Source organism: Vibrio sp. A8-1, assembly GCF_013048685.1.
GTDB classification, from domain to species: Bacteria; Pseudomonadota; Gammaproteobacteria; order Enterobacterales; family Vibrionaceae; genus Vibrio; species Vibrio metschnikovii.
Map to the genome: position 1 here is coordinate 1 of NZ_VHTC01000012.1, position 23,499 is coordinate 23,499.

Sequence of the window (23,499 nt, forward strand, 5' to 3'; positions counted from 1 at the left end):
CCAATAATAAACCGCTCATTATCAAGCAATGCTTGGGCCCGTGGCCTAAGTATTGCCGTGCCTGAAATTTAAGAAACCAGATTTTTCGCTTTATTACCTATGTCACGCCATGCTGCCGTAAGCTCACAAGTTATCACCGAAGTGATGAACATAATGAAGCCAATGGGGGACTACCATCATGGGAATAATCACCCTAGCTAACCAGCTCAACCATTTGCTCAGCCAAAAAGCGGCATTTTATGCTGAGCATTTCAAAGCCATCGATAATTTGCAGCAGTTACCTCCAAATGCCCATTGTTTAAACTCGGTGCTCAGTGCGACACATTACAGACAATGGTTGGAACAGTTTGCTCTTAGCTATCAAGTAAAAGGGAGCGTTGTTGGAGAGGCAACGCGAGAAGTCGATGCAAGGGCATTACATTCAATGTGGAGTCAGTGGTTTTTTGGTCTGCAACTGCCACCTTTATTATTGTGGCTGTTTTGTTGTCCGCCCGGTAGTGAGCTTCAGCGTGCCATTGCTGCGGCATCCAGTTGGGATAATTGGTACTTTGAAGCGCACGAAAGTGGTCGAGTAGAAACTTTTTATTTATTGCTTAGTCCAGAGACGAATTATCTTGCTTCCGTCAGTCAGCTTGCCAGTTGGGAGCAGCTACTCGAACGACTGCTCATCCCGATCGTCGAGCGTTTAATTTGCCTTAGCCCTGTGGCTGCAAAGCTTCATTTTAGTCATCAAGCTTATATTGTGCATTGGTATCTGGGGGAGCTGTCACTCCCTGATAGCTGGCGTGATCAACGGATAAACGAGATATTCGCTCGTCCAGAGTTATCATTAAGGGTAAGTGATCAGCCGACAATCAATCCCTTTTGGCGAAAATTAAGACTTAAGGAGCAGCAAAGCGCGCGTATCGTATGCTGCCTGCGCCACAAACTGCCTTGCACCCAAATGTGCGCAGATTGTCCGCTAGATAAGAAGGCTCGCATGCATGCCGGCCAAAAAGCTTGTGGTTAGTGCGCTGTTTGATCAGAATGAGGGGTATTAAACTTTGCCCACTACTTGTCTATGGCTTTTACTAAATCTTAGTGCTGTTTTTTGGTTGATTAAGTTTACCTCTAAAAATCTCGCGCTCGGCTATGAAGAAGGTTTGTGTGAGGCTGTCTATTTGCAAATGGCTGAACAAGCTAAGTGTCAACCGCCAATTTGGCAGCTCATTAAAGCACCGAATACAAGCGGTGCGTCTGCTTGGTTGGCGTTCAAGCGTTTTGATTATGTCACTCAATAGACCAATTTAAGCAGCAATCGCAGTTGAGGTCGCTTGCATATGCACAGCGCTTTTTTTACAACAATAATAAGGGACAACAATGAAGCTCGGTCGTAACGATCCTTGCCATTGTGGCAGTGGTAAAAAATTTAAACGTTGTTGTATGAGCAGCGTTTCCAAGCAACATGCCCAAGTCTTCGATGATGCTCAAGCTATGCTGGCAATGAACCCAAATTTGAGTATTGATGAACTCAACACTGCTTTACAACACAAAGTTCAGGATCGCAATAATCAACCTCATCCCGATTTTTGTGGTGTGACGCCAACGCAAATGGCCAATTGGCTTTATGCGCCTTTTGATCAATTACAGTGGGTGACCATCAGCACACCAGAAGATCTTTCTTTCAGCCCTATAATGCGCTATTTAGCCCTCATTCTTGATGAGGCTATGGTCCAAGAAGGCTCCTTCAAAGCCACAAGTAAAGGCAACTTACCGACTAAATTAGTCAAACAGGCCAGTGCGTTATTGCCTGAGTTTGCCGTTGCTCAATTCGAACGTGATATAAGCATCAGCGAGTTTGCGGGCAGCAACGAAGACAAGTTCAATGCCTTGCACTACACCAGAGTGCTAGCCGAAATTAGTGGCATTATTTATCGGCGAAGCGGTCGCTACCATGTAAAAAAATCAGCGCAAAAACAATACCAAGCCCAAGGGCTACAAGCATTTTTCAAACCCATGCTAGAAGCCGCCATCAGCAAATATAATTGGGGTTATTTGGACAGTTTTGAGTTCGATGTCGACTTACGTACTTTTTGGCTATTTATGCTGTGGCGCATTCAAAGCCACAATAGTGTCGATCAGCTGATTGACGAAGTGATGATAGCTTTCCCCGATTTACTACACTTCTTCCCTGCAGATGATTACGTCTCGCCAGAAAGAAACTTAAGTATGCTTATTGAATCAAGGTTTATTGAGCGATTTTTGCAGTTTTGGGGATTTGTGACCATGGACCCAAGACGTTATATAAACGCTGAATCCGTCGCCAGAGTGGTTCAGCTACAGCCTTTGTTAAAACAAACTTTTCAATTCACCATAAATACATAGCAAGGTTATCGTGAGCGAATATTAATACTATATATTCGAACGTTTGGATCTGCTCGCAGAATAGCATTGGTCATGCCCTGTGAGACCAATGCTTTCAAGCGATTGTGGTGAGTAACTGTATCACGTTACTCACCGATATACTCACCAAAAAAATTTTGGTTAACTTACTGATGTTGCATCCACAGCAGCAGATCGGACAGCAACCAAGATTTGGTCGAACCTATTTGATCAACCGTAACTACAGTGTCTGTTGGTGATGATGACAAAATATAGTCAATGATGTGTTTCCAGTAACCCTGCCTGTAATGTATGTATAAGCCAGTATCAGCAAGTATTTGAATCATAGAGCGTCCTCCATCTGCGAGGGTATCTTTCATTTTAAAGGCTCGTTCGTGATGCTCGCCTACCCTTGAGCACCATTGAATTAAGATACCAAATCCTTTCTTAAATTCTGGGTCATACGTGTGAGCTTTAACAGAGATAGGCCCTGCGCTATTAGTACTGGTGGTGCGCCTTCAGGTAAAGACATCAACCCCTCATCTCGTTTCTCGATTATTACGTTCATTGCAAATCCTCATTGGATTGGCTGCAGTGCAATAGTTTCAGATCTTTTCAATTTATTTCGACGTCGTGATGATGGTACCGATTTCTGAGGTGAAAAATGGCATCTGTAATTGCCCATTTTGGTACTGAAGAGAGCTTGACATGGAGTAATGTTGTGTTTTTGATTTATGTTTACTTTGTGTTTTTTTTTAACACCTAGGGTGTTACAATACCACTTGGGGTAAACCTCTGGTTCGGTTTGCGTATAATATTCACACCTTAGGTGTTAAAATGTCATCCAAGATAAACTGGTTGGTCGCCCATGCATATCCTGGAGCCCTTGTGTTACAGCAATGGCTGACTGAGAACGGAATTAGCTATTCCTTAGCTCAAAAATATGCGCAGAGTGGTTGGCTTAGGAAGCTGTCTTCAGGTGTTTATTATCGGCCAAGCGTAAAAGATGATGTTAAGCCTGGCTGGGTGGATGCTCTACAAGCGATGGACACACAGTTGCACCATCCTGTTCATCTGGCTGGGTTAAGCAGCTTAACTCACCAAGGGCTGAGTCACTATTTACAGCTAAGTAAAGAACAAGTTTGGATAGGGGTGAAGAACAAACAATCATTGCCTAAGTGGTTTCGTGAATTTCCCAATCAAAATTGGTTTTATTGTGGTAACCATAAGCTTGAAGCTGTCTCTGACAAGGACCTAAAAGTGATTACGGTTAAAGGAAAAGAGCTAAAAGCTAGTTGCCCAGAGCTTGCTGCTTACGAAGTTATTGATGCAATCGGGAAGCAAATTTCGTTTGAGCATGCAGCAGAGCTTTTTCAAGGCCTTGTAAACTTGAGTCCTAGAAAGGTGCAATCTCTTCTTGAACGTAGTAGCTCGGTTCAAACCAATAGAGTGTTTTTGTTTTTGAGTCATTATCATGGGCATCAATGGAGTCAGCGCATTGATGAAACAAAGATCGCATTAGGTTCAGGAAAGCGTCAGGTGGTAGAGCAAGGGCGATTTGATGAGCGTTACCAAATCACTGTGCCAGAAATATTAAGTGTAAAACAATAAGACGCAAACAATGGATAGAGATAGCCCTTATTACAAGCAGGTTTCACTGCTGATTAGAATGTTACCAGTGGTTGCAACAGAGCATTCATTTGCACTCAAAGGTGGTACAGCTATCAACTTATTTGTGAGGGATTTTCCACGCTTGTCTGTGGATATTGATCTTGCTTATCTTCCTCTTGAGCCCAGAAATGAAGCTCTAGCAAATGTAAAAGCAGCATTGCAACGTATAACCGATTTAATCAACAAAGAACCTGAGAACCGAGCTGTATTGCAGGACCATAGGTTAGATGAATTGCGAATTGTTGTTACAAGTCCTAATGCAACAATTAAAATAGAAGTCTCTCCGGTAGCAAGAGGTACGTTGCATAAACCTGATAGCTTAGCTGTCCAAGAATCAGTCGAAGAGGAGTTTGGTTATGCAGAGGTTCCTGTAGTTAGTCTGCCCGATCTTTATGGCGGAAAACTATGTGCTGCCATGGATCGCCAGCACCCTCGCGACCTGTTTGATGTTCGTATGCTGCTTGCAGAGGAAGGTATTTCACGAGATATCTTTGTTGGATTCATTACTTACGTACTAAGCCACCCAAGACCGATCAATGAGGTTATGGCTCCTAACTGGCAACCTCTTGATGATAAGTTTCAAGCTGAGTTCGATGGCATGACCTTTGAACCCGTTGAGTTAAACGACTTAATTTCTACAAGGCCTGCGATGGTAGCTGCACTACAAGCCCATTTCACAGAAAAAGATCGCTCATTTTTGTTGTCATTCAAACAAGGGAATCCTGATTGGTCACTGTTTGACTACCCAGATGCAGCAGAACTGCCAGCTATACGCTGGAAGCTACAAAACATAGCTAAGTTAGCTAAGAATCAAGAAAAACATGTAGAGCAGCTAACTAAATTAGAGTTTGTACTTGATGAGTGGCTTAAGCAGGCTAACTCCAATTAACTTTATAAAAGTATTAACAATAATTCTAAGGAGTAGGTGTGTCACGATTAACTGACCTCATCGCCCAAGCAAAAGTAAAAGACCCACAAATGGGCGCTGATTTAGTTTAGTTCCTCTGCCATTTTTCTTAATGTGTTGATATCAGGCGTATGTCGGCTTGTTGCAGTCTTACTTGACGATCGTTTTTATACCAATCATCGAACAGTTGTTCGACGGTTTCTATACCTGAAAACCACTGAAAACAAAAAAGCCCCTATTTACAGGGTCTTGGTAAACTTAAGTCAGCTTAGAGACACTCAAAAAACCTTATTCGATGTTTTGGATCTGCTCATTGAGTAGCGGCCTAGACCCCAACAAACTCAATGAGTTATCGAAAAGAAACCGTTCAGAAATGCCTGTTTGCCCACCAAACTGCCCACCACTTGCCTATGGCTTTTACTAAATCTTAGTGGTTAGCAATGGAAAAACAGTGCCGTTTTTACGCTGCTGTTAGGGTCTAAAAATAGCAGTTTTGAAGGGCTTTATCGAGTAATTTTTTCAACACTCTACGCACTGATGGATGTTATAGTATCCAATTCCTGTTTTATTTCGCTATAATGGATATAACTGTATCCACTTGGTCTTTGCGGATGAATTTTACCTTACTTGATGATAACGATGTAAGCCAAGCTTATGCGGCTTATTTACGTGAGTTACGCAAGCAGGCAAAGCTGTCGCGCGCTGCATTGGCTGAGCGAAGCTGCGTACCTGCGGCCACCATTAAGAAATTTGAGCTGACCGGGCAAATTTCATTTCGTCAATTGCTGTTGCTATGGCAGACACTTGATTCGCTAGATAGGCTTTATCAGCTCACGCAACTTAGCAAAGAACGCGCTGCTATACCCACGAGTATTGATGAGGTGCTAAAAGATGAGTTTTAAACCGATTCAGAAGCTTAATGTTACTCGTACGCTAAGCTCAGGTGAGCAGATATCTGTTGGAGTCTTGGCGCAGAATCGGCAAGGCGTTTTTTTTCAGTATACTGACGACTATTTGCAGCAGTTTGGCAATTTATCACCGTTTACCTTGCAAGCGAATACGCTAGTTCAAGCCGCACCTAAAGCGCCGCACCAAGGTGTACATGGCGTATTTGGAGATTGTTTGCCCGATGGCTGGGGCATGTTGTTACAAGATCGTATTTTCCGGCAAAAGGGCATCCTACCTAATCAATTAACGGCGATGGATAGGCTGGCCTTTGTCGGTGATAAAGGCATGGGAGCGCTGTCTTTTTCTCCGGTGTCTGAGTTTTCAGCCACGACATACGCGGACATTGATTTAGCAACCTTGGGCTTAGAAGCACAAACGCTGTTCGATGCTTCAATGTCAGATTATATGGATGATAATCACGATGAGTTAGATGGGCATACGCAACAGGTGTTGGCCGCATTAGTCGCCGGTGGTAGTTCGGGTGGAGCAAGGCCCAAGGCACAGATTTATATGCCTGCAGGGGAAACTCAGCATTGTCGAACCTTTGCTCAGCCTGGAGATGAGGCTTGGCTGATTAAGTTTACCTCGAAAAATCTCGCGCTCGGGCATGAAGAAGGGTTGTGTGAAGCGGTTTATTTGCAAATGGCCGAGCTTGCCAAGTGCCAACCACCAGTCTGGCAACTCATTGAAGCACCAACTACAAGCGGTGCGTCTGCCTGGTTGGCGCTTAAGCGTTTTGATTATGTCACGGAGCAGGCCCGTTTAAGCGGTAATCGCAGTTCAGGTCGCCTACATATGCACAGCGCTTGCGGGCTGCTGGGTGCAGACTTTCGAACGCCAAGTTTAGATTATATTGACTTGATCAAAGCCAGCCGTCAGTTGTGTAAATCCCCCGCTGCTGGGCAGCTGCAATTTCGCCGTGCCGTTTTTAACCTGCTGTCGTCTAATCAAGACGATCACAGTAAAAACTGGGCGTTTTTGCAAGCGGATGACGGTCAATGGAACCCTGCACCTTTTTACGATGTTACCTACAGCCCACATCCATTCAACGAACACGCCACTGCGTTCGGAGGTTATGGTAAAGCGCCACCGCGTAAGGTGATGCAAAAACTTGCTACCAGTGCTGGCTTTGCGAATTGGAATGATGCAAGGCAAGTCATTGAAGAAGTCGCAGAAGCCATCAGCCAATTTACGTATCTTGCCAAGCAACAAGGGATCAGTAAAACAACAGTGTCTGCGATTGCTAAGACATTGGCTCAGCGCAAACAGGAAAATGCAGCGCTTTTTCAATGACAGTAAAACAAACTTTTCAATTCACAAAAAATAGATAGCAAGGTCATCGTGAGCGAATATCAATACTATAAATTTGAGCGTCTGGATGGGTATTTAGATGCTAAAGCACGTCAAGCACTCAGAGCCATTTCAAGCCGTGCCGAGATCAGCGCTACGTCCTTTCAAGTGTATTACACCTACAGTGATCTAAAGGCAGAGCCTTTTAAGCTGATGTTAAAATACTTTGATATCGGTTTTTACTATGCCGATTGGGGCTCAATCGATGCCTACATCAAGCTACCAGCTGGAACGCTCCCTGAAGCGTTACTTGGCTTTTCAAGTGATGGGCTTCATGTTCACGAAAACGATGAGTGGCAGTTGCTGATTTTTTCCCTTGAGGAGTATGACGAGTATTTTGACGATGAAGATGCTGACGACTTTTTCCAGCATTTAGCTGCTTTACGCAGCGGTTTAATGCAAGGGGATTGGCGCCTTGTGTACTTCATGTGGCTAAAAGCGTTTGATTTTAATGATGACGTTGAGCGAATGCCGTTGATTCAATTCGACTTTGAACACCTCAGTGAAGAGTTGCAGGCCTTTGCAGCGCTGTATGAGATTCCCTTAGCCTTAGTTAAGGCGCTCGCCATAGTGCTGACCGAACAACCCTGTCATCAAGCCAAACAAACCCAGTTTCAGTTTGACAAGTGGCTAAACAACCTCTCGGAAGCCGAGAAAGACACGCTATTACGCGCGCTGTTTGAGCAAGGCCAGTTAACCCGTCACCAAGCCTTAGCGCTGACGCGAAAAGAACCAGGCAACACAGACGAGATCTATCAATATTGGTTAACACCCGATCTGATATCCCCTTTCATTGAGCAAGCGCAAAGTCTGTTACAGCAAGAGCAAGCCGCAGCACTCGCAAAAAAATTAGCCATCGAAAAAGCGGAAAAAGAAAAAGCGTTGACGGATATCTACAATCAACGTGAGCACTACTGGCAGCAATCACAAGAGCAAGCGGATCGAACTTGCGCCAGTGGTTACGATGCGGCATCACGCTATCTGCATCAGCTGTTTGAGGCCTATCAGTTCAAAGCTGATGAAGCGGCGTTTGAACAATGCTTTAAGCGCTTTGTTGTGGCGAATAATAGCCGTAAAGCACTGTTAAATCGCTTGAGTGATTTGCTTTAAACGATGAGGCGATAGGCTGGCCAAATGACGTTAGCAAAAAACCGATTGAGGGTTGGTTGAAAGGTTGTAAGCCCACCAAAGGTCTACAAATTGTTACCTATGAAGTCACTTTGTGTAGACCTCGGGGTCTAAGCAACGCGCTTTTACCATCTCTGTGGTAAATACTGCGTGAAATACAAAGGCATCACGATATTGGTTTGCTCTAATGCGGATGATCCTTGTGTACCCGTTAACTTAAAGGTTTTACTTGGAGTACATTTTTCAACGTAGGATGCCAACGATTTTGCTCTTGTACGTTTACCACTTTTGACCTCCACAGGGACGATATCGCCTTCATCGGTCGCCAAAATAAATTCGATTTCGGCGCGGGCGTCATTCCATGAATAGCTTGGGTCAACGCCAATGGCAGTGAGCTCTTGTTGCACAAAGTTTTCAGCCACATAACCTTTGTATTCATAGTTTTGTTGCTTAATTTCTTTATAACTGCTGCCGAGCATATGATTAAGCAGGCCCACATCAAACAGAAACAGTTTCACCATATTTTCTTTTTTATAGGCCGCTAACGGAGATTTCGGCAATCCTTCAATAGGGTAGTTTGGCAAAGCTAAGCGGCAGCAGTTAAGCCAATGGATCGCGGTTTCAAAATCGCTATAACGAGATTTACGCTCATGCACATGCTTAAATTTAAAGCGTTTAACCGACTCATCGCTGACAAGTGATAGCTGGGCTGGAATGCTATTAAATACCGATTCAATCAGTGTGGCGTCGACCTTGCCCGCGTACTTACCAAAATCGCGGCGATAACCTTCAACTAAATCGGCATGAATTCTTGTGACTTTTTCAACACGCTCTAGAATGCTTGAATCTTTAAACTGATACCAAGCAGAAACGGCTTCCGGCATACCACCGGTAAAAAAATAGTCGGTTAGTTTATCCATCAATTTAGTATGCACCGCCGGTGTACTTGCTTGACTATCAAATGCTTTGATCAGTGCTTGCTCGTTGGATGCGTAAATAAATTCTTGGAAGGTCAGTGGTCGTAAATTGTATTGTTCTACCTTGCCCACAGGGAAGGTGTTGAGCAAACCAATATTTGAGCCGCTGGCTGCGACAAAATAAGACGGTGCTTTTTCGGCAAAATACTTAAGCGAAGTAACGGCACGTTCGCACTCGCCAATTTCATCAAATATCAGCAAGTCGGTTTCTGGATTGAACGCTTGGTTGGTTAACAACTCAATGTTCATTACTAGCTCGTCAGGTGACAACGAGCCATCGAACGCTTCTTTGTAAGCTGGGTTTTCAAGGAAGTCGATACGAAGGATGTTGGCAAAGGTGTTCCCAAATAACTCTTGTAGCAGATAGGTTTTACCTGTTTGTCTTGCACCATCGATCAATAATGGCTTGCGCACGGGTTGATTTTTCCATGCTATTAGGGCGTTTAGTAAGTTGCGCTGCATTGTCATTTCCCGCCAATTAAGACTGTTAACTGCCTGTAGTATAACTCAGTCTACACTTTTACGCGCAGAAAAATGCGGAATTTTACATTTTTATGCGCATAAAAGTGTAATTTGGTTCTTGTTGAGTATAAAACAGCCCTTTAATAGCTATCTTTCTTCTCTGAAGCTGCCCTTGTTGGCCAAGTTTTAGTCATGTAGATATGGGCTACTGCTGTACGAATATGTCGCGCTTATTTTTTATTCAGCAATTGGATGTCTTGCAGCTTTCTTCCCAGCTTGTCATCACGGGCGACCTTGGTTAGGTCGTCTAACAAGCCTAGGACTGCCAAAACCTTAACGTAGTGACCAAGTGAAACGGAAGGATCACCATTTAATATTTTACGCAGTGTTGGCTTAGAAATCCCTGTCCTACTGTGCATCATTTCTTGAGTAATACCGCGTCTTTTCATCGCCAATGTTAAGTTTTCGCCCAAGATGTTTAACATCTTCCTTTGTCTAGGGAATATGACCGCAGTGCGTTTTGATTTTGGCTCGATAGTATCCATAATGAAACTATGTTTTCTTAAATCTTTATTTAGTGAAATTATAGTTTCACTTTTATCTTCAAGTTGTAAAGCAATAAACTGCCATCTCTCGGAGTAAAGTGAGCTAAGATCTGAATAGTTCATGTCGATTTTTTACTGTTTTTTCGATATGACTTTCTTGTGTGTCGATACACTCGACACATCAACAATCAATGAATACGGCTCACCGAAACCGAGCTTTGAGTAAGAAATTTCAAAGTAATACGCCATCCACTGGGCTTTTGGGGCAGTATGGGCAACGCCTTAATTCACGCAGCTTAGCCTCACACTAACCCTGCCCACAGAGCATTTATTGTTTTGGGCACTAGCTACAAACTGGGGCAGGTAGCTACCAGCACCCTCAGAAAGCTGCACGATCTGGGCATTTATCTACCTACTGCGTCCGTTTAGTACTGGCAAACTCCAAACTGAACTTAACAGATCAGTGAGGAAGCAAACGATGAACCCAACTACACAATCATCCACCACATCAACACACCCAACGCGTCAGCATCGGATTTTGCGCTTGCCCGAGGTAAAGGCCAAAACAGGCTTTGGCCGCAGCACCATTTATGCCCTGATGACTAACGGTGAATTTCCGCGATCTATCCGGATTGGTGCGCGTGCTGTGGGCTGGTTAGAAAGCGATATCGACCAGTGGATTGAAACCCGCCGTATCGGTGCTGCTTATGGCCGTGGATAAACCGTCAGCATCAAACCAACTACCTTCCAGTGATATGGATAGCAAAGTGCCAACATTACCGGCTGGTTTTGCCTATAACGCGCAAAACTGGCTGGTGATGCAACCAGCAGGGCAAGATAGCCCAGTCAAAATCTGCTCTTGGCTGCAAGTAGCTGCTCGTACTCGCGACCCGCAAGGGGACAACTACGGCTATTTATTGCACTGGTTAGACGATGACAATCGCCATCGCTATTGGGCCATGCCCGCAGAACTCTTAGCAGGAGACGGCAGCGAGTACCGTCGAATCCTACTCAGCCGAGGAATGCGCCTAAGCAACAGTGTCAAAGCGCGGCAGTTGCTCTCGCTGTTTATTCAACAAATGGGCGAACTGGCTACGCAAAAGGCTATCAGTGTGAACTGTATTGGTTGGCATCACCACGCTTATGTGCATCCGCGCCTCACCTTTTACCCAAGCGAACACAACAACCCGCGCATGGTGCTGCAAACCATGCACCCGATAGAAGGCTTTATTCAACAAGGTAGTAGCGACAGTTGGCGGCAGCACGTTGGCCGTTATTGTCTGGATAACCCGCTATTAATTGTTGGTGTCTGCGCTGCGCTGGCCGCGCCTTTGTTGCACTTGTGTGGGGTGGATGGTTTTGGTTTACACCTTTACGGTGCCAGCAGTACCGGTAAAACCGCGGCGTTGTATCCAGCATTATCAGTTTGGGGCGAACCTAATCAGCTGCGTCACAGTTGGCGTGCCACGGCCAACGGTTTAGAAGGCACAGCGTTAGCGCATAACGATGCTTTGCTGGCGCTCGATGAAATGGGCGAAGTTGACCCCAAGGAGGCAGGCGATGTCGCTTATATGCTTGCCAATGGCCAAGGTAAAACCCGTGCAGGCAAATACGGTGAAATGCGCTTACCCGCTCGTTGGCGCTTGGTGTTTTTATCCACTGGCGAAGTGACGCTCGAAAGCCATCTTGCCAGTATCGGCAAGCGTGTAAAAGCAGGGCAGCAAGTGCGCGTGATTGATCTCAGTGCCGATGCCGGCGCGCAAATGGGCGTGTTTAACCATAGCCATGGCATGAATGCCGCCGATTTAGCCGACCACCTAAAACAACAAAGTCGCCAACATTACGGCAGCTTGGCCTTGGATTGGTTAAAATTTTTAACGCAGCACAGCGCTCAGGTGCGCCCCGTTTTCCAAAATGTACGCCAACGTTTTCTAGCCAGCTTACCACCCGAGGCTGACGGCCAAGTGCGCCGGGTCGCTGAAAAGTTTGCCTTACTTGCTAGTGCTGGGTTGTTAGCGATTCAAGCCAAAGTACTTGATTGGCCAGCCCAAAGTGTCGAAGCCGCCTGTTTAAGCCTGCTTAACCATTGGATACTTGCCCGCGGTGGTGTGGCCGCCAATGAAGACCAACAAGCCATTCGCCAAGTACGCAGTTTTATTGAACAACATGGCGAAAGCCGTTTTACGCCCAAACAAACCGGTTACAGCAGCCAAGTACGCCAGCGTGCGGGTTGGCTTGATTCTACAGGCTCACAAACCCTCTACCTGTTTTACCCAACCGGCTGGCGTGAAGCCACCGAAGGCCTAAGCCCAGATCGCGCCGCTAAAGCGCTGATGGCCGCAGGTTACCTAGTTCCCGATGGCAACCGACCACAGCGCAAAGTCAGCCTGCCCGACAACACACGCCCGCGAATGTACTGCGTGAAAGGCAGCATCTTGGATGACTAAAAAGGCGATAAATCCTGTGTGGGCTTGTCGCCTTGTAGTGTACTGGCAGTAAACATCAGGACTGGGCGAGGTTCAAAGTCTAACGCGGACAATACCGCTAGTGTACTGGTTGTGTACTTAGCTATTCGACACAGCGTGCTGACTAAATCAATGCCATTTCCAGTTTATGTTTGCGCTTCACCCAATCTGGTAAAGAGCGTTCGAGTAAGCGATAAAACTCTGGGCCGTGGTTGTGGTGCTCTAGGTGACACAGTTCATGAATGATCACGTACTCAATGCATTCTTTCGGTGCTTTAATCAGATCACGGTTTAAGGTCAGCGTTCCGCTTTTTGATAGACTGCCCCAGCGTTTTTTGAGTTGCATGATTTTAATTTTTGGCTTGTCTGTATCTGAATGTTTGAACTTGTCCCAACAATCCGAAAACACCTTATTTAAATGAAAATCGGCTTTTTCTCGATACCAATCACTAAGTAGCGACTCCACATGGTCTGGTTTACCATTGGCAGACGTTACCCAAAAAAAGCCCGCTTTCAGCGCCACACCGTTGTCAGTGCCTACTTCAATTTTTAGCCGATACTTCTTGCCGAGATACAAATGGCTTTCACCACTGACGTATTTGCGAGAAGGGGTTCTTGGGTCAAACTGGTCAAAGTAGCGAATTTGACGTTTGATCCACCGAGCTCGCTTTTTCACCTTGGCTTCAATGGCCTCACGGTCGGTGCCTTCAGGAGCTTTCACAAAAACTGATTTGTCAGGGTGAACTGATATCTCCAGCGATTTGCGTTTAGAAAAAGCCAGCTGGAAGGGGATTTCTCCCCCTCCGTATACAACCGCTAGCCTTTCAGCACTTGCCGCTGGTGCCTCGGTTTGCTTGATGGTTGACGACATCAAGAATGCCTCCGGTGCTTCGCAACCTGCATAGTTTTCTCAATGATTTCGTCCATTTGTTCTAAGCTCAGCGTCACGCCGTACTGCTCTTTGACTTCATCATAAAGAAAATCGTCAATATCATTCATCGCCGTTTTTTGAACGTCGGCATCGTCCCAAAAATCGACCTTCCAATGATCATCAATGATCTTTTGTATCGCTAACGATGTTTGTGCCGCAATGGCATCAAGCTGAGCATCATCTAACTCGTTGAGTGTTGCCACTTGCTGAAACTGCGGCTTAATCAAACCAAAGTAGGCACACGCTTCGTCGTTCTCACGAATGCAATCAGGCATATCATCATGCTGCTTCGTGGCCACTTTGTTACGAATATCAATCACTCGGTTGAGATATTCTAAGTCTGAGATGCGCTTGGCCTTAAAGTCATCAATGGCGGCTTGGATCAGCTTCGAAAACTTCTCATAAAACGCAGGGTCTTCGTCCATATTCTCCGAAATACTGCGTTTCGTAGCGTGGGCGATGGTGTCCGCTTTTGATGCCGTGGTTTTGGTTTGATAAACCCCTTGCTCTTCTTTCACGGCGGTAAACATTTTTTCATCAAAAATATTCACGGGCTCGTTAAGCTGAGTCACCTCATTAGCCTGAATATGGGTATCCAGCAGTTTTTTAATTTTCGGCTCGTAGTCGCGATAATCAATCGCCTCGGCGTAACGCAACTTAACCGCCGCCTTTAAGTTCTGAAAACGTTTTAAATCGTTTTTATAGGTTTGTAGCTTTTTCTCATCAGAGCTCATGATGAACTGCTCAGACGATAAAGCGATGGCTAAAGATTTACTGTATGCCGATAAACATTCGTAAAACTCTTCACGCAACTCGTCATCGGCCAACAACACCTCATAGGCTTCTTCGTCTTTTGAGTTTTTAACGGCTTTAAACAAATCCCATAGGTCAGAGTAACGCTGTGGCAGCTTAAACACTTCTTCATTGATGGAGGTGAGCGTGCCTGCTAAGTCATCTTCGTCAAACCCTTCAAAGGCTTCGTACATGGTTAGGGCTTTATCCAGCTCGCCCAATACGCTGGCATAGTCGATGATATAGCCAAACTCTTTGCCTTCGTAAAGGCGGTTAACCCGAGCGATGGCCTGCAACAGCGTGTGCTCGCGCAGGGTTCGGCATAGATACAGCACGGTGTTGCGCGGTGCGTCAAAACCGGTTAATAGCTTATCCACCACAATGAGTATTTCAGGGTCATCACCGTATTTAAACTGATTGATGATTTGCTTGGTGTACTCTTCTTCAGAGCCAAAGCGCTTCATCATTTTGTCCCAGAATTTACCTACCTCATCGGTTGGTCCTTCGTCCACTTCGTCGTGGCCTTCGCGGGTATCAGGGCCAGAAATCACCACTTCAGTGGTGACGATGCCAATATCCTGTAGAAACTCTTGGTACTTTAATGCGGCCTGTTTACCTGGGGCAACTAACTGAGCCTTAAAGCCGGTGCCTTGCCAGTTCGCACGAAAATGCTCGCTGATATCAAAGGCGCGCATATATATCACTTGATCAGCTTTGTTGAGCATTTCAGTGCGGGCGTATTTCTTTTTAAGGTCGGCCTTTTGCTCTTTGCTTAAATCGGCGGTGTGGCGCTCAAACCAGAGGTCGATAGCCGACTGATTCTGCTCCATCTCAATGTGTCGGCCTTCGTACAGCAATGGCAATACTGCTTCGTCGGCAACCGCTTGTTTAATGGTATAGTGCGGCTCAATCAGGCCACCAAACTTGGCAAAGTTATTCTTTTCTTTTTTCAGTAGCGGTGTGCCAGTAAAGCCAAGAAAACAGGCATTGGGCAACATTTGGCGCATTCGGGCCGCCAATGAGCCAAAGTTAGTGCGGTGACTTTCATCGACCAATACAAAAATATCGTGCGACTCATCCACAAACTTCTCGGCCACCCATCCTTTATCAAATTTGTGGATCAGTGTGGTGATCAAACCCACTTTGTTTTTCAGGTGCTTAACTAAGTTACGGCCAGACGTGGCACGTTCGCGGCTTAAACCACAGGCCGCAAAGGTATTGCCCAGTTGTTTATCAAGATCATCCCGGTCGGTAACCAAAATGATTCTGGGGTTGATAAGCTGCGGCTCTAGTGCCATAGCACGGGTGAGCATCACCATGGTGAGCGACTTACCTGAGCCTTGGGTATGCCAAATAACACCACCTTGGCGGTTTTCTTTAGCACCATTGCCTTTATTGGTTAGGCGTTTAATTCGGGCGATAGTCGCTTTAATAACAAAATATTGCTGATAACGCGCTACTTTCTTAATGCCACCATCAAACAGAGTAAAGCGATACACCAAATCTAATAAACGCTCTGGGCGGCACAGGCTGTGAATGGCATTGTCTTGTTCCGTCACCAAGCGTTTACCTTCCGCCTCTAGTGCATCAAAAAATGGCCGTGCGGCGGCAAACTCGCCACTGAATAGCTGTGCTTTAGTGTCTTCGTCTAAAACGGTATTTACGCCTTTATCGACATCGGCGGGCTTATCTTCCTGCTCCTTCCACACGCCCCAAAACTTCTTAGGTGTGCCAGCTGTGGCGTATTGGGCGGCGTTTTTATTCACCGCCAACACTTGCTGCACATAAGTAAACAGGCGCGGAATATAGTCATCACCCTGGTTACGAATATTTTGCGATACGGCTTGCTCTACATCCACTTTGGGTGATTTACATTCAATCACGCTAAAGGGAATACCATTGACAAACAGGACGATATCGGGGCGCACGGTATCGGTGCTACGTGCGCGCTCAACTGAGAACTCCGCCACCACATGAAAGCTATTGTTGCTTGGATTTTTCCAATCAATGTAATTGAGGGTAAAGCTTTTTGAGTCCCCCTCAATGGTTTGCTCCATGGCTGAGCCTAAGGTGATTAAATCGTAAATCGACTCATTGGTTTTTTGCAGGCCATCAAACTTAATATTTTTCAGCTTTTGGATCGCAGTTTGAATGTTCTCTTCGCTAAACAGATACTCGCCACCTTTATAGTTAATGCGGTTAATCTTTTTTAGCTGCTGACGAAGCACCCCTTCCAAAATCACATTTGCACTGCGCCCACCCCGTTCGGGCAAGGCCTGCTCTGGGGTGAGGTAATGATAACCCAAATTGATTAACTGTTGTAGGGCAGGAATTTGCGACAAGTACTTTTCGTTAAACTCAAAGCCCGAAGGCTCCGAGTTTGCTGCGTAATTGACTGGCGGTGTGCTCATGCGACGCCCTCCCTAGAAAGCTCCTGACAAGTCTCCTCAGAGAGGTGCTGAGAACTACCAACTTGCCACTCACCAGTAAGCAGTTTTTGCATCAGACCGCGTTTTTGGCTGCGGTATTGTTCTAAGGTCTTTTTGAGTAATCTGATTTCCTTTTGAGCAAGGTTGAGCTTGTAGGTTACGTCTTTTTGCACGTCCATTGCTGGCAATGGGATATCAATTGCGCCAAGATCTTTAAAACTGACTGTCTCACGCACGCTACCCTGAGCGCTGTTCTTAATACGTTGGCGTGCTTCACTTGAATTGAGCCAGTGCAAAAAGTAGTCGCTACATACCTTTTTTGTATCTAGTTTAAACACGACGTACATTGGGCTTAAAATGCCATTTTCCCAGTCATCAAGACGAGCAATAGAGCCCACATTGATTCGAGACGGGTTATAAGCGTATTGGCCTTGTTCAACAACTTTGTAGTTCGACACGTTTGCGCTGGCCACGCGTCGTTCAAATTGCTCTTCTGGCAACACAAAGCCACTGTGATTTGTTACGCTTAAAACACGTTCAATCGTGCTGTTTTTATTGCGTTTAGAAACCTCTATCATCAAACCTGAAGCTGCCGTACGTTTATGACCAGCTCGGTTGATCAAGTTAGAGGTTAACCACTCAAACTGCTTTTCCTTGGCCGAAATTAACGCTTCCGTTTTTTCGATGGCGTTGTCCCAGCAACCAAATACACTAAGCAACTCCATTTGTTCAGCTATAGAAGGAATAGGTATTTGCAGCTTAGATAGAATATCTTGATTTAGGTTGGAAATATTTGTTCCACGTCCATCCCGCTTGAGAATGTTTTTCAATAAGCCTCCTTGCATAAGTAGGCTTATAAACTCGGGAGTGGTCTTATCTGTTTTTAGTCGAGCCCTTATTGTAAAACCTGAAAAGCTAATATCTTCATTGTTAGTAAAGATCTGCATGCAGCGTCCGACTAATGCAGGGTTACCATTTGACCTAACGAAAACTAAGTCACCATCCTGTAAGAGATAGGATTTATCAATCTTTTTCTCTGTATGTATCGAGGATATGTCTGTTACTTGATCTAGCTTTGTGCGTTCTTTGAAATCTCCGACTCCAAGCACTTTTAACTCATTGCCAGTTTCACCAGCACGAAAGTTAAGTCCATTTTTAAAATCAGCAAGCTTACCAAAAGGCTCTAATGTCCAGTTATTCATTACCACCCTCCAACTTCTTCTGTGCACGAGCCAACTGAGGAATGCCTTTTTCCGGCGTTGGCAAATCCTCTGGCATGGTGCCGCCCAGTTCTTCAATGGTGGCGCGCACTTTGGCACCCACTTCAAAATGAGTCTGGTTTGCATGGGCTTTATTGCTGACCTGATCGCGCTTTAGTTTCTCTTCCGTTTGCGTGGCGCGGAACAAGTTAGCGGCAAGCTCAGTACTGCCCATGTGTTGTTGTGCGACCTTATTTCCCACTTGGGAAAAATGGTGTGTTGTGTTTAACATCATTTTTCCTCCTTGACATCTTTGGGGAGCTCCGCCGCTTTGATCAGGCGTTTTTCATCGGATTTCACTCGGCGTTCTAGCTTTTTTAGGTCTTCTTCAGCAGGTAATTCCTCTGGCTTAATACCACGTTCTGCGAGCATGTCGCGCAGGCTTTTATTGTTTTGCACGTGTTCATCAGTAATCGAACGTTCACCTTGCAGATCATTTTGGCGCACGTTGTGATTGGTGATTTCGGTGGCTAGGTTTTTGGCAGCGATGGTCACCGTCGGCAAAAAGTCAGCTAAAGCACGGCTTTTGGGTACGCTGAGCTTGTTCTTCATGCTCTGAGTGGTATTACCGCCAAACAATGCTGCATCACCGCGCGAACGAATGCGGCCGAAGCCTTTATCGTCAACACCACGCTCGTAAATATTTTTAGATAGCTCCGTTTCTGACTCTCGAAGCTTCTCTCGCGCTTGAATGCGATCTTGCAGACGTAGCTGTTCCTCAATGAGCTCTTGCTTGCGCGTTTGCAAAGCAAAGTAGGTTTGAGCAAAGGCAATGGGCTCCTTTCTTGGGTCACCATTTTGAGCAATTAAATAACAGGCATAACGGGTGAGCATTATGTCGTCTATTTTCCGTTCAGCACCCGAGCCAATGGTGACCATTTCGTTGACGCCAACGAAATGGTTTTCGACCTTACCACCACTGTTGCTACAGGCTTCTTTGGCCTTTTCGATCACTTTGATAAAGTTACGCCAATCGCTGTATTCCAACATTTTCTGAAGGTCGCGAGCATACCAATACTCTATCTCTGAACCCTCCCATGTGTGGGAAGTCTGATTAAAGCTTTGACTAAGCTGGGTGATCAATTCTTGCTTCATTCAGCCACCTCCGTTGTGTTGCTTTGCACCTCGTTAGGTACGATATCCTTTAACAGCGCTGCCATCTTGCTGCGAACATCGGCAAGTTCGCTTTCAAGGGTGGTGATCTCAGCTTGTACCGCCACAATATCAATCTCGATTTCTTCTTCGAAGGTATCGACGTAGCGCGGGATATTCAGGTTAAAGTCGTTTTCTATGATCTCGTCAAAAGTGGCTAAATGGGCGTATTTTTCTACCTCTTGACGGGCTGTTACCGCCGCAACAATTTTGTCTAAGTGCTCATCCAGCAGGATGTTTTGGTTTTTCCCTGCTTGGTAATGGTCTTTACCGCTGGCATCGACAAACAGTACGTCTTTGCGGTTTTCATTGGCGCCGCCTTTTTCACGTGAGCGGTCAAATATCAGAATTGCCACGGGAATGCCGGTACTTGGGAATAAGTTGCCAGGCAAGCCGATCACAGCATCTAATAGGTTTTCTTCAATCAGTTGTTGACGAATACGGCCTTCAGCTGCGCCTCTAAACAGCACACCATGAGGCACCACCACGGCAATACGACCTTCTTTTTCAACGGCGGCTTCAACCATGTGGCTGATAAAGGCAAAGTCGGCCTTTGATTTAGGCGGTAGCCCGCGCCAGTAGCGGTTGTATCTGTCGGATTCAACGTCTTCTGAACCCCATTTGTCGAGTGAAAACGGTGGGTTGGCAACCACGTTATCAAACTTCATCAGCCTGTCATTTTCGACCAGCGCTGGTGAGGTGAGGGTGTTACACCATTCAATACGAGCAGAGTCGGAGCCGTGCAAGAACATATTCATACGCGCAAGCGCCCAAGTGCTGCCGTTGACTTCCATGCCATAGAGTGAGTAATTGCGGTCGCCCACTTGGCGTGCGGCTTCAATCAATAAACCGGCTGAGCCACAGGCAGGGTCACAGATACGAGCCCCCGATTTTGGTGCAGACAGGCGCGCAACCAGTTCAGAGACTTTATGGGGGGTGTAGAATTCACCGGCTTTTTTACCTGCATCAGAGCCAAAGCGCTCAATAAGGTAGATGTAGGTATTACCAATCACATCTTCAGACACGCGCGACGGGCTCATGTCGAGTGCGGGCTTGTTGAAGTCGTCCAGCAAGGTTTTTAGGCGGCGGTTGCGGTCTTTGGTTTTACCCAAGTTGGCTTCGCTATTGAAATCGATGTTACGGAACACGCCTTCTAACTTGGCTTTGTTCGCGGTTTCAATATGCTCTAAAACAATGTTGATTAGCTCGCCAATGTTGGGTTCGTTTTTACGCTCTAACAATGAATAGTAGTTGGCCAAGAAGGTGTCGGTAACAACGGTTTTCTTCTCTTTGGTTGCCTTGTCTTCTACTTCTTCTGTGAGTTCTACTATTGGCAGTACAAAGCGCTCGCGCTCAAGCTTACGTCTGATACGGACGTCGTCGTCACCGTACTGTTTTTTATATTCTGCGTAGTGGTCATTCCATACATCGGAGATGTATTTTACGAACAGCATTACTAGGATGTAGTCTTTGTATTGCGCTGGGTCTACCGCGCCACGGAAAGTATCACATGCAGCCCATGCTGCATTGTTGATGTCTTTTTGCTGGATTTTATCGCTCATAAATGGCCCTCAAATTTGGTCAGTGTCTATAAAGCGGGGCAGGCTATACCGGCAGCGCCCCGCTAGCTGTAAGTTAAAAGGTTAAGAATCGAGTACGGCAGATTGAGTCCAGGTAATCGAGCGCCCAAATGGAGGGTAAATCGATGTACTGTCCTTGATGGTGTACCGTGCAATGACTTCACCTTGCTCGTTTAGCTCTTCACATTCATAGGTATCAGTGTCTTGGCCTTTTCGTTGCGACCACTGACTACTTACGATGTTGAGGGTGTGCGATTCAGGTACACCTATTTTCTTTTTGTATTCATCACTCATAAGGGCTCCTATCCTTTAATGTCTTTTGGGTCGTTACCGTGGCTATCTTTGCGTTGTATCTGGCCGTCTTTGCCATGTACAACAAGCTCAGAACCTTCGCGCTTGCTTTGTTCGCGCGCCGCAGCTTCGGCCTCTTTTTTGGTGCTGTGCACGCTTGAAGCGCGTTCTGCACCGCCTTTTTTGTTTGCCCATCCGTCAGGATGTGGTACGACATGTCGGGTATTGCCCTTGCTTGATGATGTATTCTTTGCCATAATTTCGGCTCCTGTTTTTTGAAATGAAACGTGGATTAAAGTTTTGCTAAAAGTGCTGTCACACTTTTGGCTCGTCTAAACCCAGTAACTGTCATTACTGGGTATTCACTGCTAAATTCATTAATATTGCGTCAGTTAACACCTCCTTTTTCTTGGCTAATGCATTCATTAGCTTCTGCTCGTTGATGGATAATTGGTAAATCTCAATAATCTTTTTCTGCACATCGAGACTAGGGACTACTATCTCCAGATCCTCAAGTGCAAGTTTGCCAATCATTCTTACCGCCGTGCCTGTTGCCTTACTTTGCAATACTGCTTGTGAAGTCGGTTGATTAATAAACCAGCATAAATACGCAGGCATAACCGAATCACTTTCAACTCGAATTCGCAACAGTGGCGCAGCGATAACAGCATCATTCAACTCATGGTCAATCAATGCTGCTGTGTTGGTTTGGCCTCTAGAGCGAAAAGCTAAATCGTTAAATTTAACTCTGTGATGATCCTTTAAGTCCTGCATAGCAATTTGCACTAGCTCTTGGGCATTTAGTCGGTTATCTTCAGTAAGGTCCTTCATCTGAATAACAGAGATATTTCCATTAGCGTCTGGCTCAAGCTTTGACCTAAAAGAGTGTCCCATCTGTACAGAGGCAATTTTTTTCAAATTAACTTTCATTGTTACCTCGAATGCGTTGTAATGGCGTTTCTGCAGATTGTGGGTGAGCTTAAGCTGAGATTCATGAGTTGTCAACTATTTAAATTGCAAAAACGCCGTTACTGCAGATTTATTTTTTTGAGTGGCGTTTGGAAATGCTTGAATTGACCGGATACCTGGCTGTATTGAGAGGGAAGAGTGGTTATTGTCTGGTGCCGACATTTATGTCGGTATCAGGTATCTTTCTGATAAAAAAGAGTTAATTATTAAGAGTCATATAACCAAGCTGGTAGAGCTGTACAAAACGCAACCATCTGGAAATTCCGAATAGTTCAAAGTGAAGCCTGAGTAAAAACCTAACAGAGAAGGCTCTAGCCAAAAATATCGAGCTATTTGGCGTTTTTGATATTAAAATCGCATCAACAACACCCCTCCCGCTACCCGTTAGATCAGCGCCCCGCGAGGGATTACTCTTTTTTGCGCCTAATTTTTGGTACCGTAATGAGTTACGGCACCAAAACTCGCTTTCATCCACACATCATTCTCCGGTCCACAAAGGTGGTGCAGCAACGCTAGGTTAATTTGGTGGCTGATCTCGTTGCCGTTTCGTTTTTGGCTTTCTTTTTTCAAACCTCTCAGTAATAACCCTGTGCATGATTTTCCTATTTGCTCCGGCGAACTGGGCAGGCAAAAGGCGCGATTTTGCTGTTTGGGGTGCAAGGTAGCGCGCTTTCCTGTTTTAGATAAAGGCGTTATGCACCAAAAGATACAGGCGTTGGCAGGTGTGTTTGCTTGCAATGTGTTGGTTTGACTTGTGCCATTCCTGTCTGTCGGTAATAAATGTGCCGGTAACAAATGAGCTGGCAACAAAACTAGCCCGCCTTGCGCGTGGCCATCAACCTCAGGTAAAGGTAGCCAATACAGGTTTGGCCATTGCTCGGGACTCTGCCATTTTTCTACGATCACTTGTGCGCCAATGCTATTTAGCCATTGGTGAATTGGGCAGCCTGGGTGCGCTTGTTTAACGCGCGGTAACTGATAGGTCAGCCAGCGGGTTAAACGTTCGGCTGCATTCTCGCACTGGCTTAGTGCTGGGTAGAGGGTAAACGCGCCATGCCCAACCAGTAAAGCGACCACCTGCTGTATCCATTCTCTATTCCAGTCGTTGCCACTTGCCCATAACACGTCACTTATCACCTTGTTGGTTCGTCATGCCGTCTATTTTCAGTCGTCGGGTGCAGACGCGGTGGTGAATTAGATGAAAGAAATGGCCATCAAACTAACCAGTCAAATCGGTTTTTTATGATGACCTGTGCGCGGCTAACTGATTGAAATATATCGT

Annotated in this window: 22 protein-coding genes and 2 pseudogenes; 11 read left to right on the forward strand and 13 right to left on the reverse strand. The window is 45.7% G+C overall.

The window, feature by feature from the left end; genetic code table 11:
- Positions 1 to 178: 178 nt before the first annotated feature.
- The 4 genes and pseudogenes from fhuF (at position 179) to FKN93_RS18085 (ending at position 2,621) form a co-directional block, all read left to right on the forward strand.
- Complete coding sequence (fhuF, locus tag FKN93_RS08440; RefSeq protein WP_170904869.1) at positions 179 to 1,009, forward strand: siderophore-iron reductase FhuF; 831 nt, start codon at positions 179 to 181, stop codon at positions 1,007 to 1,009.
- Between the two features lie 82 nt (positions 1,010 to 1,091).
- A pseudogene (locus tag FKN93_RS08445) lies at positions 1,092 to 1,277 on the forward strand (type II toxin-antitoxin system HipA family toxin); the annotation flags it as partial.
- 82 nt (positions 1,278 to 1,359) lie between these two features.
- Positions 1,360 to 2,364 (forward strand): SEC-C domain-containing protein, encoded by a 1,005-nt coding sequence (locus FKN93_RS08450; protein ID WP_154169555.1) that lies wholly within the window; start codon positions 1,360 to 1,362, stop codon positions 2,362 to 2,364.
- Positions 2,365 to 2,471: 107 nt separating this feature from the next.
- Positions 2,472 to 2,621 (forward strand): hypothetical protein, encoded by a 150-nt coding sequence (locus FKN93_RS18085; RefSeq protein ID WP_170904868.1) that lies wholly within the window; start codon positions 2,472 to 2,474, stop codon positions 2,619 to 2,621.
- A gap of 15 nt (positions 2,622 to 2,636) precedes the next feature.
- On the opposite strand, the pseudogene FKN93_RS18090 reads toward FKN93_RS18085, so the two are convergent.
- A pseudogene (locus tag FKN93_RS18090) lies at positions 2,637 to 2,846 on the reverse strand (RNA helicase); the annotation flags it as partial.
- A 352-nt stretch (positions 2,847 to 3,198) separates the two neighbouring features.
- On the opposite strand from FKN93_RS18090, the gene FKN93_RS08465 reads away from it, so the two are divergent.
- The 5 genes from FKN93_RS08465 (at position 3,199) to FKN93_RS08485 (ending at position 8,347) form a co-directional block, all read left to right on the forward strand.
- The gene (locus FKN93_RS08465) at positions 3,199 to 3,972 is read left to right on the forward strand and encodes a type IV toxin-antitoxin system AbiEi family antitoxin (protein WP_170904870.1); all 774 of its coding nucleotides are present in this window, start codon (positions 3,199 to 3,201) and stop codon (positions 3,970 to 3,972) included.
- A 10-nt stretch (positions 3,973 to 3,982) separates the two neighbouring features.
- The gene (locus FKN93_RS08470; protein ID WP_170904871.1) at positions 3,983 to 4,921 is read left to right on the forward strand and encodes a nucleotidyl transferase AbiEii/AbiGii toxin family protein; all 939 of its coding nucleotides are present in this window, start codon (positions 3,983 to 3,985) and stop codon (positions 4,919 to 4,921) included.
- 629 nt (positions 4,922 to 5,550) lie between these two features.
- Positions 5,551 to 5,841: a helix-turn-helix transcriptional regulator gene (locus tag FKN93_RS08475; protein WP_170904872.1), complete on the forward strand. Its 291-nt coding sequence runs from the start codon at positions 5,551 to 5,553 to the stop codon at positions 5,839 to 5,841.
- Positions 5,831 to 7,180: a type II toxin-antitoxin system HipA family toxin gene (locus tag FKN93_RS08480; protein WP_170904873.1), complete on the forward strand. Its 1,350-nt coding sequence runs from the start codon at positions 5,831 to 5,833 to the stop codon at positions 7,178 to 7,180. The genes FKN93_RS08475 and FKN93_RS08480 overlap by 11 nt, the downstream gene beginning before the upstream one ends.
- Before the next feature lie 48 nt (positions 7,181 to 7,228).
- Positions 7,229 to 8,347 (forward strand): hypothetical protein, encoded by a 1,119-nt coding sequence (locus FKN93_RS08485; protein WP_170904874.1) that lies wholly within the window; start codon positions 7,229 to 7,231, stop codon positions 8,345 to 8,347.
- 143 nt (positions 8,348 to 8,490) lie between these two features.
- Here FKN93_RS08485 and FKN93_RS08490 read toward each other — a convergent pair whose 3' ends face one another.
- Both FKN93_RS08490 and FKN93_RS08495 read right to left on the reverse strand, forming a co-directional pair.
- Complete coding sequence (locus FKN93_RS08490; protein ID WP_170904875.1) at positions 8,491 to 9,804, reverse strand: AAA family ATPase; 1,314 nt, start codon at positions 9,802 to 9,804, stop codon at positions 8,491 to 8,493.
- Between the two features lie 230 nt (positions 9,805 to 10,034).
- Positions 10,035 to 10,349 (reverse strand): helix-turn-helix transcriptional regulator, encoded by a 315-nt coding sequence (locus FKN93_RS08495; protein ID WP_170904938.1) that lies wholly within the window; start codon positions 10,347 to 10,349, stop codon positions 10,035 to 10,037.
- Between the two features lie 478 nt (positions 10,350 to 10,827).
- On the opposite strand from FKN93_RS08495, the gene FKN93_RS08500 reads away from it, so the two are divergent.
- On the forward strand, positions 10,828 to 11,070 hold the full coding sequence (locus tag FKN93_RS08500) for an AlpA family transcriptional regulator (RefSeq protein ID WP_170904876.1): 243 nt from the start codon (positions 10,828 to 10,830) through the stop codon (positions 11,068 to 11,070).
- Positions 11,057 to 12,796: a DUF927 domain-containing protein gene (locus FKN93_RS08505; protein WP_170904877.1), complete on the forward strand. Its 1,740-nt coding sequence runs from the start codon at positions 11,057 to 11,059 to the stop codon at positions 12,794 to 12,796. The genes FKN93_RS08500 and FKN93_RS08505 overlap by 14 nt, the downstream gene beginning before the upstream one ends.
- Before the next feature lie 142 nt (positions 12,797 to 12,938).
- On the opposite strand, the gene FKN93_RS08510 is transcribed toward FKN93_RS08505, so the two are convergent.
- The 10 genes from FKN93_RS08510 to FKN93_RS08555 form a co-directional block, all read right to left on the reverse strand.
- The gene (locus FKN93_RS08510) at positions 12,939 to 13,685 is read right to left on the reverse strand and encodes a SprT family zinc-dependent metalloprotease (protein WP_170904878.1); all 747 of its coding nucleotides are present in this window, start codon (positions 13,683 to 13,685) and stop codon (positions 12,939 to 12,941) included.
- Positions 13,685 to 16,948, reverse strand: coding sequence for an HsdR family type I site-specific deoxyribonuclease (locus FKN93_RS08515; RefSeq protein WP_170904879.1), 3,264 nt, complete (start codon positions 16,946 to 16,948; stop codon positions 13,685 to 13,687). The genes FKN93_RS08510 and FKN93_RS08515 overlap by 1 nt, the downstream gene beginning before the upstream one ends.
- The gene (locus tag FKN93_RS08520) at positions 16,945 to 18,168 is read right to left on the reverse strand and encodes a restriction endonuclease subunit S (protein WP_170904880.1); all 1,224 of its coding nucleotides are present in this window, start codon (positions 18,166 to 18,168) and stop codon (positions 16,945 to 16,947) included. Before FKN93_RS08520 ends, FKN93_RS08515 begins: the two co-directional genes overlap by 4 nt.
- Entirely contained in the window at positions 18,161 to 18,460 is a 300-nt protein-coding gene (locus FKN93_RS08525) for a DNA-damage-inducible protein D (protein WP_249374166.1), read from the reverse strand. The genes FKN93_RS08520 and FKN93_RS08525 overlap by 8 nt, the downstream gene beginning before the upstream one ends.
- A complete protein-coding gene (gene dinD / locus FKN93_RS08530) occupies positions 18,457 to 19,320 on the reverse strand; it encodes a DNA damage-inducible protein D (protein WP_170904881.1) in 864 nt (287 codons plus the stop codon). The genes FKN93_RS08525 and dinD overlap by 4 nt, the downstream gene beginning before the upstream one ends.
- Complete coding sequence (locus FKN93_RS08535) at positions 19,317 to 20,939, reverse strand: type I restriction-modification system subunit M (protein ID WP_170904882.1); 1,623 nt, start codon at positions 20,937 to 20,939, stop codon at positions 19,317 to 19,319. The genes dinD and FKN93_RS08535 overlap by 4 nt, the downstream gene beginning before the upstream one ends.
- Before the next feature lie 81 nt (positions 20,940 to 21,020).
- Positions 21,021 to 21,251: a hypothetical protein gene (locus FKN93_RS08540; RefSeq protein ID WP_005085357.1), complete on the reverse strand. Its 231-nt coding sequence runs from the start codon at positions 21,249 to 21,251 to the stop codon at positions 21,021 to 21,023.
- A gap of 8 nt (positions 21,252 to 21,259) precedes the next feature.
- Complete coding sequence (locus tag FKN93_RS08545; protein WP_170904883.1) at positions 21,260 to 21,505, reverse strand: DUF2188 domain-containing protein; 246 nt, start codon at positions 21,503 to 21,505, stop codon at positions 21,260 to 21,262.
- A gap of 94 nt (positions 21,506 to 21,599) precedes the next feature.
- Positions 21,600 to 22,178 (reverse strand): restriction endonuclease subunit S, encoded by a 579-nt coding sequence (locus FKN93_RS08550; protein WP_170904884.1) that lies wholly within the window; start codon positions 22,176 to 22,178, stop codon positions 21,600 to 21,602.
- 462 nt (positions 22,179 to 22,640) lie between these two features.
- A complete protein-coding gene (locus FKN93_RS08555; RefSeq protein WP_170904885.1) occupies positions 22,641 to 23,342 on the reverse strand; it encodes a hypothetical protein in 702 nt (233 codons plus the stop codon).
- Between the last annotated feature and the right edge of the window lie 157 nt (positions 23,343 to 23,499).